The sequence below is a fragment of the Acidobacteriota bacterium genome, from assembly GCA_019347945.1.
Classification (GTDB): Bacteria; Acidobacteriota; Thermoanaerobaculia; order Gp7-AA8; family JAHWKK01; genus JAHWKK01.
In genome coordinates, this window is the sequence record JAHWKK010000014.1 from 31,302 (window position 1) to 46,087 (window position 14,786).

Sequence of the window (14,786 nt, forward strand, 5' to 3'; positions counted from 1 at the left end):
TCCGAGCGGTGAGGGAGCCTGAGACCCAACGATAGATTCGAGCGAACGACATGCGATGAACAGACGAACCTTTCTCGGATATCTCTCTGCTGTTCCGCTGGTAGCGCGTCTCGACGGCTCGAGGTTGTTCGCCGAGCCGCCTCCCCGGATCGTGGTCATCGGTGCCGGCTCTTTCGGTTCATGGACGGCACTCCACCTCCACCGGATGGGCGCGCATGTGACGCTGGTCGATGCATGGGGTCCCGGGAACCCCCGCTCGAGCTCGGGCGGCGAGAGCCGCGTGATCCGCGCAATCTACGGACGGGATCGCATCTATGTCGAAATGGTGAAGCGAGCGTATGAACTATGGGAAGAGCTCGAACGGTCCGTCGATGAACGGCTCTACGTGGAGACCGGAGCGCTCTGGATGCATCGAGGCGACGACGGTTACGTTCGGTCGTCGCTTCCGATCGTCGAGGAGCTCGGATTCCCTGTCGACGAGATGACGCTCGCTGAGGCTACCCGGCGATATCCGCAGATCCGGTTCGAAGGGATCGAGTCGATCTGGCTCGAGCGACGGGCCGGGGCTCTCTTCGCACGCGAAGGGTGTATCGCTGTTCGCGATCTGTTCGTGAAGAGTGGCGGCACCTACCGCACGGCGGAGGTCGAGCCGGACTCGACATCGTCGAGCTCGATGACCTCGGTGCGTCTGTCGGACGGATCCACTCTCGAAGCCGACGTCTTCGTTTTCGCTTGCGGTCCCTGGCTCGGGAAGATCTTTCCGGCGGTTCTCGGAGATCTGATCCGGCCGACCCGGCAGGAGGTCCACTACTTCGGTGTGCCCGGCGGTTCTCCGCGATATGGTCCGGGTCAGCTGCCGATCTGGATCGACTTCGGGGAGCGGATCATTTACGGAGTCCCCGACGTGGATGGTCGCGGATTTAAGGTGGCGGACGACACGCGAGGGGAGCCGATCGACCCGACCTCCGCCGATCGGATGCCGAGCTCCGAGAGCATTGCGCGTGCACGACGGCTGCTGGCCGAGCGATTCCCGGAGCTCGCGGATGCTCCGCTCGTCGAATCGCGCGTCTGCCAATACGAAAACAGCCCCGATGGCCATCTCATCATCGACCGTCATCCGGATGCGAGCAACGTCTGGCTCGTCGGCGGAGGCTCGGGTCACGGATTCAAGCTCGCTCCGGCGGTCGGTGAGATCACCGCGGAGCGGATCGTGTCGGCGACGGCGGTCCCTGAGCTGTTTCGCCTAGAACGGCTCCGCGACACGAAGAAAACATCCACACAATTCGAGTCGCGCTAGCGGACGGACGGTCAGGATGACGAACGTTGTATTTGCGCGAAGCGATGATCATGGACGAATATTTGCTCTCTCGAAACCCACCTACTCGTCATCCTGAGCAATTGACCGGCGCCTTGCGCCGGTGAAGCGGGAATGAAAACCGGAGCCCGCAAAACTCCGCACCCCATACTCAAACCGGCGTCGTCCCGAGCGGGCGGTCGGTGGGCAAGCGAGGGACCTTGCAGGGTGGGACATCGGGCCAAGCGAAGCGCTGTAAAAGGTCGAAGTTCACGCAATTTCGTGGTCGTTTCATTAGAAGCCATTTGAAGGACGGCGAAGGATCTGGGGGCAGGTTCGTGAAAGAAGCTGACGAGTGAGCGGCAACGGTGAGTCACGTGCTCTTCATTTCTCCACGAGTGCGCGCAGCCGGTCGAGGGCCTCGTCCCATCTCTCGGAGATGAGATCGAGAACGCGGTGCGCCTCGTCGAGACGCCTCGTCTCCAGTTTCCAGCATCGCTCCCGCCCGCGCCTGAAGTCGCGAACTAGCCCGGCAATGCGCAGCACTCGGAGATGCTTGGTCACCGCCTGTCGGGTCACGTCGGCTCCCTCGGTCAGCTGAGTGATCGACATCGGTCCTCCGGCCGAAAGGCGCGCGACGACGTGGAGCCGGGTGGGATCACCGAGGGCTGCGAACAGCGGAGCCGCGCGCGCGACCGCGGCGCTACGTCGCTGTGACATGGCGCTCGATGTTCTGCATCTGCTCAGCCCATCCGCCCTCGTTCTCACGGTATGTTTTCTCGCGGATGTCCGGCGGCAACTGATCGAAGCCGGATTCCACGAGGGTGAGGCGTGTCCCCCCCGGCGCGTCCTCGAGCGTGAATGTCACGAGCGTCTGCGTATCGATCGAGTCGTCAATGCCAGGCAGCCAGCGGAATGACAATCGTTCCTCCGGCGTGACCTCGACCACATCCACCTCCATCACGAGGTGCTCGTAGCCGGGATACGTGATCTGCCCCTTCACGTTTTCCCCGGCGGTGAATCTGCCCGGAGGAAAGTCGACACGGAACCATGTACCGAACTCGGTTCTGTCGACGACCGCCCGCCAGACGCGAGATCGCGGCGCCCGGATGAAGACTTCCTTTTCGATTCGGTCCTTCATATGCAACCTCCTGGTTGCAGGATATCAGGCAACTTCTCGTTCCCGCCGGCTTGTTGATCCGCCCTGTTACGATGTCGGCATTCGGAGGGAGCCATGAAAAGCATCATCACCGTCACCGGATCGATCCTGATTTCACTGATTTTTCTCGCAGCACCGTCGGAGGTTCGAGCGGATGAAACGAACGCGGCGTCCGATTCGCCTCCGGTCGTCGCCACCTACTCGATCCTCGGGTTCGATCCGGCTACCGGTGAGGTCGGCGGCGCCGTGCAGTCGCGCGTCTTCTCGGTCGGCAACGGGGTGCTGTGGGGTGAGGCTGGGGGGGGCGTCGTTGCGACCCAGGCGATCGTCGACGTCAGCTACGGCCCGCGAGGAATCGAGCTGCTGAAGAGCGGGCTCACTCCGGAGGCGGCGATCGAAGCGCTCGTGGCCAGCGATCCCGACCCGCAACCGAAGAACTGGAGCAGAGAGGGGCGGCAGGTCGCGATCATGGATGCCGAAGGGATCTACGCCGTCCATACCGGGCCAAAGGCATCGGCATGGGCAGGCAGCCGCGGAGGACGATTCTGTACCGCGCAGGGAAACATTCTCGCCGGAGAAGAGGTCGTCGCGAAGATGGTCGAGGCATTCGAATCGACCGAAGGACACCTGTCGCTTCGTCTGATGGCGGCGCTCGAAGCGGGGCAGGCAGCTGGCGGCGACACGCGCGGAATGCAGTCGGCGGCGATGCTGATCGTCGATGAAGGCGGCGGTGTCTGGCTCAACCACGATGTCGTTCTCCGGCTTCAGGTGGACGATCACGAAGAACCCCTCACCGAGCTGCGTCGGCTTGTCGAGATGGCTGCCCGGCAAAGGGAGCGAGTGGCGAAATGGCGCGCCGAAAACTGGTGAAACAGGACCTGGAGATTTTGACGAGGATTGTCGGATCCTCGAGCGTTGACCGAAAATGAGCGAGCGGTCCGTACGTGTCCTGAAGACTCAGAAGTGCAGCGTGAGCCCGACCAGCAGCATCGACGTATCGAAGTCGCGTCCCTCCAGATTCGAGTCGACGTCCTCGAACGATCCGTAGAGATTCAGCGTCAGGTAATCGAGCAATTCGTAATCGGCGTAGCCGGAAAGCTGCTGGCGATCGTCCGAGCGGCCAAAGTTCGAGCTCGCTGTGGCGCTCGTCGAATAGTCCCGTTCCCGCAATCGGAGGCGAACGCTCGCGTAGAGACGGGGAGAGACGGCTGAACGGATCTGAAGGTATACCTCGCTCTGGTCATACGAGAGGGTCGGATCATCCACGTCGCGTTCACCGGCAGCGAAACCGATCTCGGGCGAGAACTGCCGCCAGCCGCGGTACCGTACGGCACCCATGATCTCGCTGTAGTCATTGTCTCGGACGGGAGTCAGATCGAATTCCTGGTTCTGGAGCTCTCCGCCCGCCTTCAGCTCCCAGTCGCGCGTCACGCGGTAGCCGTATTGCCCGCTGAACGTTCGGACGTCCGCCCGGTCGAATACATCCCCGACGTCGAAAGTGGGACGGTCCATCTGCTGATCGAAATAGACGTCGAAAGCGTGTGGCCGGCCATCGCCGCGAGCTCCAATCCGGAAACCATCCGCCGAGTCGAGCAGGTCGTCGTTGTACTGGACCGTGTTGGCGCTCGCATATGCCCGCACCGGCAGGCTGCGACTCAGTCGATAGGACGCGCCGGCCTCGCCGTAGAACGCGTGGACGTCTTCCTCTGCTCGTCCTTCCGTGGCCTGGAAGAAATTCTGGAAAAACAGTCCTTGCCCCTTGACCCACGCCTGGAGACGCTGCTCTGCAGGCGGCGGTGGCTGTACTTCTTTCGGATCGTCGACTCTCTCCTGCGCTGCAAGCGGAACCGACAACGACAGCGTCAGCAATCCCGCCAGGCGGGTTCTTCCGTTTGTCATGAGCCCTCCGGATTCAGACATCGTTCAGGTGCCTCGTGGCGACCATTCTCGCACGCGTCTCCCTCTTGCGATCGAAAGGACGCCGAGAAACGCCGCTGCATTCACGAGACAGAAGTAATAAGGAATCGAGAAAACCTTCCATTCTCCACCTCGAGTCTTCCTGAGAAGCGCACCCGCAATTGCGAGCCCATAGAAGGTGATCTGGAACAGCAACAGGACCAGAAACCAGGGACCCGCGATCGACAACATCGCGGTGGAAAGCAATAGAAGCACCAGAAAGAATGGTACGAAGTGACGAATCAGCTTGTGTGAGAGCAGCTCCACCGAGTAGAAGCCCGACGTCCAGAGCGCGCTCCCGAGCTTCAGCAGAGCCAGGACGCTGTGATTGGTCACCCGGATTTTGCGGCGAAATTCATTACTACCCTCGGCGGGTGCCTCCTCCAATGCCACCGCCTCGGGATCGAAGATGAGCCGGAAGCCCTGCAGAACGACTCGCGTGGAGATGGCGATGTCGTCCGCCTGGGCCGGATCGGCAATCGGTACGTAGAGGCTTTTCCTGACGGCATAAAGACTGCCGTCGGCCGCAAACATGCTTCCGATCGTGCTCTCCAGCTCCTTCTGCCACTGATCCCAGCGCCAGTAGAGATTTTCTCCCTGCTCGGTCGTGTCTGTCCCCGACCGGACGATGTATTTCTTCTTTCCCGAAACGCCTCCGACCGCATCGTCCGCAAACGCTCGCACGAGCAACCTCACCGCATCGGGACGCAGCTCGACATTGGCGTCGGTGAAGATGATAATTTCGCTCTCTGCTGCCGCGACACCGCTGTTCAGGGCACCCGCCTTCCCGCTTCGAGGAAGCGAAAGAAGTCGGACACCATTCTGATCATGACGACGGATGATCTCCTCGGTCGAATCCGTCGAGCCGTCCGAGACGAACAGCACTTCGAGGCGATCCCGTGGATAGTCCAGATCGTGGCAGTTCCGAATCTTCCGCTCGACCACATTCTCTTCGTTGAATACCGGAATGATGATCGTCACCGACGGAGTGACGTCAACACGCGACACCGGATGTGGTCGCAGCCGTGCCATCAGAAAGATCAACAGGGGATAGCCGGCGTACACGTAGGCGACGACCAGGGCCGATCCGAAAAAGAGCGTCAGCAGAACGATCTCGATCACGATCGTCTCCGCTCCATCAGGTCTTCGTAAGTCTGGAGGATCGTTCGTGCCACGTTCGACCAGGAAAACCGTTCTTTCGCTTCCTTTCGCGCTGCCGAGCCGAGCCTTCGCGCCAGATCGTCGTCATTGAGCAGAGCCGTGATCGCGTCCGACAAGGAATCCGGCTCGTCCGGTTCTACCAGAAGGCCGGTTTCCCCGTCCCGGATGACCTCGGGCATAGCACCGACGCGTGTCGCCACGATCGGCACGCCGAACGTCTGAGCGAGTTGCAGCGCACCGCTCTGATAGATGGAGCGATAGGGGAAGACCGCAACGTCCGCCAGGTCCATCCATGCTCGAACATCCTCGGACGCGACGTACCGCGCGACGACTCGAAGATGCTCTTTCAATCCGCGCCGGTTTGCCTCTTCGAGGTAGGCATCGGTATCGAAACTCGCCGTCGGATAACCCGCGAGAACGAGGATCGCACCCTCCGTTCGAGCCTTCACCTTCGCGAATGCCTCGAGGAGAAGGTCGAGTCCTTTGTATAGAGAAAGAGTGCCGAAGAAGAGGACGACGCGCTGCGTGGGGTGGAGTGCGAGCTCTTCCCGAAGGCGTTCCGGGGTCGACTCGGGGGAGGCCAGGTCGTGAAAAATCCGTTCATTGCCATGAACGATTCGTACGACGCTCTCGGCGCTCGCGGGAAACGTGCGGGAAAACTCGTCGGCGTTGACGTCATAGTGAACGAAGATCGCGTCGAACTGCCGATACGTTCTGGAGTAGAACGACCGCTCGAAACGGGAGATCTCGAACGTTCCGGTCGAGCCGGCGCCTCCGGAGAAGGGATTGATATTGTGGCAGATGTCCGCGAGCAACGGCGCCTGCCTCCGGAGCATCCGGACCGGCAGGAGATCCATTGCGAACCGGATGTCGCCGAGCTGAACGACGTCGGGGCGAAGGCGGCGGATGATGAGAAAGATCCGCAGCCACTCCCGATAATGGATCACCGCACGAACGACACGCCGGAGACGACGGACTAGCAGTGAGTGGCGTTCCCGAGCGGGTTTCGGATCCCACAGATGGAGAGATCGCTTCAGGGTGAACGGGTGCTCGAGGGCTTCGAGCTCGTAGTGGCGATCCGTGAGGAGGGTGACCGATGCGCCCAGCTCGTGCATCGCCCGGCAGAGCTGCCAGGAGTAATGAATCATCCCCCCTTTCCCAGCAGGCTCGATCACCACGATTTTCATCGATCTCCCTCGTGCCTTCCGCTCGATTCACGAAGAACGGCGGAGTAGAGGTTCTCGAGTCGATTGAACCACGCATCGATTGAAAAATCCCGTTCGACTTTCGTACGGGCAGCCTCTGCGGTCCGGTCTCTCCATGATGAGTCCCCGAGAGCTCGGTCGATTGCGTCAGCGAGAGCTTTCTCATCGCCCGGAGGTACGAGCAGTCCGGTCCGTTCATCCTCGACGATCTCCGGGACCCCACCGACCTCACTCGCGATGACGGGCACACCGGCAGCGAAGGCTTCGAGGAGAACCGTCGGAAACGCGTCCCGTAGTGTCGGCAGAACGAAAAGATCCGCTTCGGCGAGAATTGCGGCGACATCGCGGCGGAACCCCGTCCAGCGGACCGATCGGCTAATCCCCAGATCGTTTGCCATTCTCTTCCACTCGTCGGACATCGGACCGTCTCCGACGACGACCAGAATGCAATCGCCTCGTCGATCGAGCACCTCTCGTGCCGCGCGAAGCAGAGTGTCGATCCCCTTGTCGCGGCGCAGCACCGCCACGGTCGCGATCACCGAGGCCTGGCTCCCGATTCCGAGCTCCTGCCGGATCGAACCGTCAGTTTCCATGGGGCCCGGCTCGAGATCGATGCCGTTGTGAACGATGGCGATTTTCGAGCCGTCGAGCGACGTGCTCCTCTCCCATTCGTGGCCGAGGGCATGGGAAACGACGACAACTCTGGCGGAGAACCGGTTGAGGAGGAAGACCATCAGACGCTGCCGAATGGATTCGCGGAGTCCGCCGGCGTGGGAGGGTGGGATGTGCAGCGAGGCGACGAAAGGGACGCGATGGCGCCGAGCGATGAGCGATCCCCAGATCGCGGCATAGGCGAGATGCGCATGAATGAGCTCCGGCCGGAGATTGCGGACGAGGCGCGACAGACGTCGCATCGCCCCTGCGTCGCGGAGGTTCCGCGCGTCGAGATTCACGACGTTGACCGACGCCGAGCGCAGCTCCTGCTCGAGCGGATTCCCGCCGATCGTCGTACGCGCACAGATCGTGAGCTCGACTGCCCGTTTCCGGGCAGCTCTCGCGAATGGAAGGACGAGGGCCTCCGCTCCTCCCATCGTCAGCGAATCGATCAGCCAGAGAAGACGGTACGGACCGCCGCGCGGAACCGCGCCTGCATCGCCGTCCATGGCATTTGGCTGCGCCATCCGTGCTCCTCCTTTCCGGCATCTTTCTCTCCCCCCGCGAGAAATGCCTCGAACATCGGCCGAAGCAGTGCGCGGTCGATACCCGCCTCTCGGATGTACGCCTCCAGATACGTTCCGACCACCGACGAAGCCCTCGAGTCGCGAGCAAACGCATTCTCGAATCGATCCAGCGGGTTTTCCGGGAACCATGAGGGGGCGTTCATCGCGAAGAGCAGCGGCAGCGTGAAGAGATCGTGCCAGAGGGGACCGCTGAGCGAGGCCCGCTCCCAGTCGACGACCCCGGAGAGCTCGCCGTCATTGCCAAAAAGAAGGTTTCTGGCCCAGAGATCACCGTGAACGACGACCCCCCGCTCGGTGGGCGGTTTCTCGAGCGCCATCGCCTCTTCCGTCGCATCCGAAAGGGTTCCTCGAGATGTTCCGACCGTCTCGCGGTGCAACCGACCGAGCCACGCTCCAGCTCGGACCAGATGTTTCCGATGCGACCGCAACGGCCGCAGGGATCGTTGCATGGAGATCCAGAGAGGCTGGCCTTCGAGCGGGGAGAGTACCAGGATCTCGTGCTCGCCCGATTCGCCGTACTCGACCACTCGAGGAATCTTCGACGCGACAGCATCGTCCGAGCTCTGCAGCCGCCCGAGCACGCGTGCTTCGTTGGCGAGAGGAACGCCAGCGGAGGAGCGCTTCCGGAGCTTCACGACGCTCGACAGACGACCATCCCGGAATGTGAAAATCGTGCTCCGGGCACGTTCACCTCCCTCGTAGTCGCGCAGAAGAAGCCATTCCGTATCCTCAGGGGGAAGCGTTGCATCGGCGAGATCCGGAATGTCCGACTCGTCTGCGATCAGCGAGAGCGGCGAAGAATGAGCGATCTCCCTCGACTCTCCCTTCAGCGTGATGTTGCCCCCGATCGCCGCAAGACGACGTCCGCGAGAGTGAATCGACGTCAGATTTCGCTTCGCGAACTCCCTCGCAGCTTTCGCATCGGCGGGGAAGACTATCCGTCCGGTCTCCACGACTCTCATCCCTGCTCCCCTTCGCGGACATCGGTCTCCGTTGATCGGTTTCGCTTCAGCGGAAGCGCCGCGATCAGCTCGGTGAAGAGATATCTGTCGACGAGCCATGTGACGATCCCGTATGCCGCGCCGCACAGAACGATGAGCAGGAGGAGGGTGATGACCGGGCTCGGTTGCCCGATGAATCGAAGAAGCAGGAGGCCGGTGGAGACCAGCGCGAGACCGCCGGCAAGAGACGTTCGCAGCGATCGGAGCAGCTCCTCCCATCGGAACCCGAGCAGCCGCTTCACCACCACGAGGTTGAGCGTCGCGGTGCCTGCGGTTACCAGTGCCATGGTCATTGCGACTTCTTCGACTCCTGAAGAGCCCGCGAGAATCAGCGCAGGGAGCAGAATTGCGGCCTTGACGAGACCCAGAACCGCGAGCAAGCCTGACCGGCCCGTAGCCTTCAGGACGTCGCCCGCATGAGTTCCGAGCGATCGAAGTCCGGCGTAAATCGCGAGCCACTGCAGGAGCGGTACAGCGTCTGCCCACTTCGCACCAAAGAAGACCGTGACGAGAGGCCCGGCGGAGACGAATAGTCCGGCCGCCATCGGAACCGTCACGAACGACACGTAACGCAACGCTTTCAGATAGGCGTGACGCAGTCCTTCACCGGAGTGCTGCATTTTCGAAAACGCCGGGAAAAGCACCTTGCTCGCGACCCACAGAATCACGCTGACCGAAGCCTCGGGGATTTTGTAGGCGATCTGGTAGAGACCGAGGGCGCGGGCGCCGATCATCCGGCCCACGATCAGGAGGTCCGAGTGATGAACGACTGCCGCGATGACATTCACCCCGATGATTCCCCTCCCGTATCGCAGCATCGGGAGGAGAAGATCGCGAGGGAAGCCGAGCGTCGGCCGCCATGGAACGATCATCCACGCTCCGATGGTCCACACGGTCAGCCCGGCGAGGTGTCCCCAGACGAGACTCCAGGCCCCCAGACCTGCAAACGCGAGGACGATCGAGATCACCGCTTTGGTCGACGTGAGGCCGAGCTCGGGAATCATGCGAGCCTTGAAACGAAGGTCTTTCTGGGCGAGAGCGTCGTGCGTATTGCCCGCGAACTTCACCAGAAAGGCCAGCGCGAGCACGCGAATGATCGCTTCCGCCTCCGGACTATTGAAAAAGTCGGCAATGAGAGGGGCGAGGGCGATCGTACCGCCACACCACAGCATTCCCATCACGATGTTGATCACGAAGGTGACCTGCGCGGCGTCATCGCGCCGCTCCGGCCAGTAGATCAGCGCCACCGTGGTCCCGAGATCGCCGATGGTCTCGGCGTACGTGATGTAGACCAGCGCGAATGCGAGCAGCCCGAAGTCAGTCGGAGCGAGGAGTCTGGCGAGAACCGCGAGACTCAGCAGCGAGATGATCCTCGTGCCGGCAGTCGATGCAAACGCCCAGAGTGCCGCCCGGAGAGTGACGGCGGTTCTCAACGCATCAGCTCCCTTCGAAGAAAGCTCATGCGAGCTCGCCTCTGCAGCCATGAGAGTGCGGTGTCATCCTTGTCGAGCATCTGGAGGGCCGCGGTGATGCGTGAAAGCTCGAGCTCGCCCGGATCGATCGCATGCCGGTATCCCTCGAGAAATCGGCTTCGGGACATCTCGTACATCCGCGGTGCCCGAAACGCCAGATAGAGTCCGGTGTGCAGCAGGAACCAGACGACATCACGTGACGGGAGTGCAAACCCGTATCCCTCGAAATCGATGACTCGGACAGCATCCCCGGAAAAGAAGACGTTCCCTGGCCAGAAGTCTCCATGATGCGACACTGCGACTCGACCGGTTTTCGTGAGCTGCGTGTCGAGCGAATCGATTCGCTCCTCGAGCCTCCACTGCTGCCTCCTGGAAAGCGATCTTCTGCCGACCCGACCGAGCAGGTCGCGCGCTTCTCGTATCTGATGTTCCAGCGCTGCGTTTCCGTCAGCCGTCTCGAAAGTCTGAAAATGTGCGAGCCACCGGCCGACTGCTTCCATCTGCTTCCCGAGAGCATTGACCGCGCCGGGCTCGCGACGCCGGGCGCTTCTGATCGAGTCCTCGACCGTCTGTTCTCCGGCGCGCTCCATTGCGAGGGTCACCGAGGCAGCGTGGGATCCGATGACTTTCGGAACCCCGGGACGGAAGTCATCCTCTTGTATCGGTTCGAAGTGACGAGCGAGATCCTGAAGGACCCGCAGCTCGTGAAGAAATCGCGCTTCGGCGGGTCGCGATTCACCGGGACGAGTGACGTGGCGTTTCAGAATGATCTCCTCCACGCCCGAGCCGTCGCCTGCCATCGCCTCGAAGACATGCGAATCGTGTCGGCCGAGCCCTCTCCGCAGTCCCCATGAGACGCTTCTTCCGACGTCCGGAACGGAACGGATCTCGTCGACGGGTGGATTGACGCTGTCGAGTTTCGGGATCAGTCTGCTCACGACGTCGCGGAGATCGAATTCGGCCACGACCTTCTCGCGCCCCTTTTCAGAAAGACGTCGACGTAGCTCGGGATCAGCGATCAGCCGGCGTAAAGCGTTCGCGAGCTGCCGGGAGTTCGCGGGGTCGACGAGAAGGCCGCTCGTTTCATGTTCGACGAGCTCGGGGATCCCCGATATGGAGGTCGCGACGACGGGCTTACCCGCGGCCATCGCTTCCATCAGCGCGACCGGAATGCCCTCCATCTGTCCGTCAGCAGCAATGACGCTGGGTAGCACGAAAAGGTCGGCCTCACGAATCTTCTCGGTGACCTCGTGTTGGGGAAGGGCGCCGAGAAGAATGACCCGGTCGTCCAGTTCGCGCTGCTTCACCGCATGAGCCATCTCGTTCATCAGCGGGCCGGTTCCGATGATCTCCAGCCGGAAATCGACATTCTCCGCCCGGAGGATGCCGGCAGCTTCGATCAGGAAACCGACTCCCTTGTACGGCTTCATGGCCGCAATGCAGAGGATCCGTGGTTCCGCTCCCAGGCTTTGGGCCTTTGACTCGGCTCCGCGATAACGCTCCGGCTCGATTCCCACATGGACCACGTGAATCTTTCCCGCGCTGGCCCTGGGGAAGAGGTTCTCCAGGAAAGTCTTGTTGAAGCGGGAGATCGACCGGATGAAGCTCGCTTTCCGGATCTTCTCCCGCAGAAGTGTTCTGTCGACGAAGATGTCGTGCGCATGAACCGTGAAGCTGAACGAGACGTCCGTCAACGTCGCGATGATGAACGCCATGGTCGTCGGATGTGTTGCGAAATGAGCGTGAAGGTGGCGAATGTCGCGCCCCGTGACGAGGGAAGCGAGGTGAACCGACTTCGGAAAGAGGGCGAGCGACCGGAAGAGGACCCCCGGGCGAAAGAGCGCTTTCCCTGTCATCCAGAACAGGAGGCGGAACATCGGAGCCGGTTTGCGGATCCACGCTGCGAGGAACGACCGGAGAACCTTCGATGAAATGAAAGGGACTCCGACCACGCGGTCCAGCCACCGTCGTGCTTCTTCGTGGACGACTTCCGGATGTTCGAGAATCATCGGAATGAGCACGACCGGTTGTCCCTGCCGTTCGAGCTCATCGATCTCTCGGAGAATGAATGTTTCGGTGATCAGAGGAAAACGCGAGAGGAGGACGCCCACCGGTCGCCGGATGCGAGGCGTCCCGGTGTCGCACATCGATTTCTTCAGCGGAGCGTCCGCGGACTCCATCGTCATGCCTCGGCTCGACGACTCAGGCGCTGCAGCGTTGCAGCGAACGCCAGCAAGAGAAAGAAATAGCGGGGAAAAGCGAAGTGGAGAAATATCCCGGAGACGAGATAGCCGATCAGCGCGATTCGGAACGCCATGGCCGCGGTCCTGAGCCGCGGATCGAGTCCAGGGCGCATCGCATCGCCTGAAGCGCCCCAGGCCGCAACCAGGATCGCGATGAGCATGACGAGTCCGACGAGTCCAGTCTCTGCCGCAACTTCGAGGTAAATGTTGTGCGGGTAGTAGAGATCCGGTTGATCCTCGTACTGTCTCGCTGCAGAGGCGGTCAGATCGACATAGTCGTCGTACCGCGCGGTGTAGTTGGCCGCACCGACTCCCATGATCGGATTCGCACCGAACATGACCCACGCCACCCGCATGAAAAGCTTCCGTTCCTCGAATGAGCTGTCGAGGCGAAGCGGAGCGTCGCGACTCGGAAGAATCTGCTCGATCGTCAGGAAGCGTTTCGTCACGCTGTCCGGTAAGAAGAGGAGAGCTACTCCGAGCGCACTCAGGACGATCACAGTGGTGCGCCAGCGGATGTGAAGCACCTTCAGCATAATCAGGCCCATAGCGGCCACAGCTACCATCGCGCCCCGCGAATAGGTGAGCCCGATCGCGATCAGAATCACGACTGCACTCGAGAACCACATGAAGCGGGCAACCCGGCTGGAGGTTCTGGCGCCGAACAGGACGGCGATCGGAAGAACGAGGAGGAGGATCTGCGCGAAGAAGTTCGGATCACCGAGGGGTCCCGCGATCCGCGGCTGAAAAACGGAGCCGTAAATGTGAGCCTGCTTGATCCGCGCGAGGCCAGCGAACTCGTTCGAGAAGTCTCCGGTCAGCACCTGAATGATCGTCAGTATGCCCAGGAAAGTGGCGGCGCCGGCGAATGCAATCAGTCCCTGCATCATGCGATCACGATTTCGCATCAGAAGTGTCGCGAGGGCGAAGATGACGAACGATTTAGCGATCTCGACGAATCGTTCGTCCGCCAGCGCCTGATCGGTAGCGAGGCTGGTCGTGACCAGCAACAGGAGAAGGTAGGCGAGAAGACAGGTGGTGAGCGGCTGCCTCGCCACTTCCGATACGTCATCGGTATCACGCTTCAGCCATGCGGCGAACACCAGCCCCACCACCAGAATCTGGAGAAGAGAAGGAAAGTCGTGAAATCGAACCAGAGTCTGCGAAAGGTTCAGATAGACGAATGCAACCAGAAGAGGGAGGCCGAGCGATGAAAAGCGAACGGCAAGCCCGCCGAACGCGACGGCGATCAGGATGAGCAACGGATCTGCCCTTCCGATCGTCGAAGCCATCAGCTCCCGATTGCCGAGGATCGCAGCCGTCATCGCGAGCGCCGCCAGCGATCCGATGATCGCGACTGCCGCGCCCGTCAGTCGCTCTGTTCGATCCTGATGATCGAGCGCAGGCACTTCAGGACTCTCCAGGAGTCCTTCCGGAGCCCTTCAGTCGATCGAGGGCCAGTGCCGCAGCGAGCCCGAGAACCAGCCCGAGGATTGCTCCGACGACCAGGTTCCGCTGAGGATCCGGGTAGCGGGGACTTCGCGGCACCGAGGCGGTCTCGAGAGAATGAAGCGAGTAGATACGGTAGAGAGTGCCGGCTTCCCGCATGGTCAGCTCGGCTGCTCCGTTCGCCGCCGCCGCCGCGACCTCGGCGCTCGGTCCCTCGGCCGAGATTCGGATGATGTTGGTGTTGGGAACGACTGAACCATTGATCCTGACTCCTCGCAACTCCAGCCCGAGACTTTCGGCGAGCGCCTCGCGCGCCTCTCGTGTCGTCGAGATCCGGGCGAATGTCGCGATGACGGTTCGTCTTTCGAGCGTATCGAGACTCCGCACGATTTCGTCCGGTTCGGTCGTCTCCGGGCTCGGTGCAACGACGAGCATTGCCGAGGTTTCGTAAACCGGCTGCTGCCGCGAGGTGAACCAGACGGTTGCCCCGAGTGTGACCGCGATCAGGAGCAGGATGAGCCACCACCCGCGCCGGATGGCTCCGCGATAGTCGATCTCTCTTTTCAAAAGCGGCCTCCTCGTTTCCACGTCACTGTACATCGTGA

At 61.6% G+C, this 14,786-nt stretch carries 13 protein-coding genes; 2 read left to right on the top strand and 11 right to left on the bottom strand.

All coding sequences use genetic code 11. From position 1 onward, the window contains the following. Positions 1-55: 55 nt before the first annotated feature. Positions 56-1,297 carry an FAD-dependent oxidoreductase gene (locus tag KY459_10350; protein MBW3565113.1) on the top strand — a complete coding sequence of 414 codons (1,242 nt, stop codon included), beginning with the start codon at positions 56-58 and terminating at the stop codon, positions 1,295-1,297. 381 nt (positions 1,298-1,678) lie between these two features. Here KY459_10350 and KY459_10355 read toward each other — a convergent pair whose 3' ends face one another. Continuing rightward, positions 1,679-2,014, bottom strand: a complete 336-nt coding sequence (locus KY459_10355; protein ID MBW3565114.1) for a metalloregulator ArsR/SmtB family transcription factor — start codon at positions 2,012-2,014, stop codon at positions 1,679-1,681. Next, positions 1,998-2,435 (bottom strand): SRPBCC family protein, encoded by a 438-nt coding sequence (locus tag KY459_10360; protein MBW3565115.1) that lies wholly within the window; start codon positions 2,433-2,435, stop codon positions 1,998-2,000. The genes KY459_10355 and KY459_10360 overlap by 17 nt, the downstream gene beginning before the upstream one ends. A gap of 93 nt (positions 2,436-2,528) precedes the next feature. On the opposite strand from KY459_10360, the gene KY459_10365 reads away from it, so the two are divergent. Continuing rightward, a complete protein-coding gene (locus KY459_10365) occupies positions 2,529-3,323 on the top strand; it encodes a DUF1028 domain-containing protein (protein ID MBW3565116.1) in 795 nt (264 codons plus the stop codon). Between the two features lie 87 nt (positions 3,324-3,410). On the opposite strand, the gene KY459_10370 is transcribed toward KY459_10365, so the two are convergent. From KY459_10370 to KY459_10410, 9 genes are read right to left on the bottom strand one after another with little or no spacing between them, the layout of a single operon-like run. Continuing rightward, the gene (locus KY459_10370; GenBank protein MBW3565117.1) at positions 3,411-4,352 is read right to left on the bottom strand and encodes a DUF560 domain-containing protein; all 942 of its coding nucleotides are present in this window, start codon (positions 4,350-4,352) and stop codon (positions 3,411-3,413) included. 24 nt (positions 4,353-4,376) lie between these two features. Beyond that, entirely contained in the window at positions 4,377-5,531 is a 1,155-nt protein-coding gene (locus tag KY459_10375) for a glycosyltransferase family 2 protein (GenBank protein MBW3565118.1), read from the bottom strand. Next, complete coding sequence (locus KY459_10380) at positions 5,528-6,757, bottom strand: glycosyltransferase family 4 protein (GenBank protein ID MBW3565119.1); 1,230 nt, start codon at positions 6,755-6,757, stop codon at positions 5,528-5,530. Before KY459_10380 ends, KY459_10375 begins: the two co-directional genes overlap by 4 nt. Further along, the gene (locus KY459_10385; GenBank protein ID MBW3565120.1) at positions 6,754-7,956 is read right to left on the bottom strand and encodes a glycosyltransferase family 4 protein; all 1,203 of its coding nucleotides are present in this window, start codon (positions 7,954-7,956) and stop codon (positions 6,754-6,756) included. The genes KY459_10380 and KY459_10385 overlap by 4 nt, the downstream gene beginning before the upstream one ends. Beyond that, positions 7,881-8,978, bottom strand: a complete 1,098-nt coding sequence (locus tag KY459_10390; GenBank protein MBW3565121.1) for a phosphotransferase — start codon at positions 8,976-8,978, stop codon at positions 7,881-7,883. Before KY459_10390 ends, KY459_10385 begins: the two co-directional genes overlap by 76 nt. After that, on the bottom strand, positions 8,975-10,450 hold the full coding sequence (locus KY459_10395) for a lipopolysaccharide biosynthesis protein (protein MBW3565122.1): 1,476 nt from the start codon (positions 10,448-10,450) through the stop codon (positions 8,975-8,977). The genes KY459_10390 and KY459_10395 overlap by 4 nt, the downstream gene beginning before the upstream one ends. Next, on the bottom strand, positions 10,447-12,669 hold the full coding sequence (locus KY459_10400; GenBank protein ID MBW3565123.1) for a glycosyltransferase: 2,223 nt from the start codon (positions 12,667-12,669) through the stop codon (positions 10,447-10,449). The genes KY459_10395 and KY459_10400 overlap by 4 nt, the downstream gene beginning before the upstream one ends. Positions 12,670-12,671: 2 nt before the next feature. Then, positions 12,672-14,141 carry an O-antigen ligase family protein gene (locus tag KY459_10405; GenBank protein ID MBW3565124.1) on the bottom strand — a complete coding sequence of 490 codons (1,470 nt, stop codon included), beginning with the start codon at positions 14,139-14,141 and terminating at the stop codon, positions 12,672-12,674. Position 14,142: 1 nt separating this feature from the next. Continuing rightward, the gene (locus KY459_10410; GenBank protein MBW3565125.1) at positions 14,143-14,748 is read right to left on the bottom strand and encodes a hypothetical protein; all 606 of its coding nucleotides are present in this window, start codon (positions 14,746-14,748) and stop codon (positions 14,143-14,145) included. Positions 14,749-14,786: the final 38 nt, after the last annotated feature.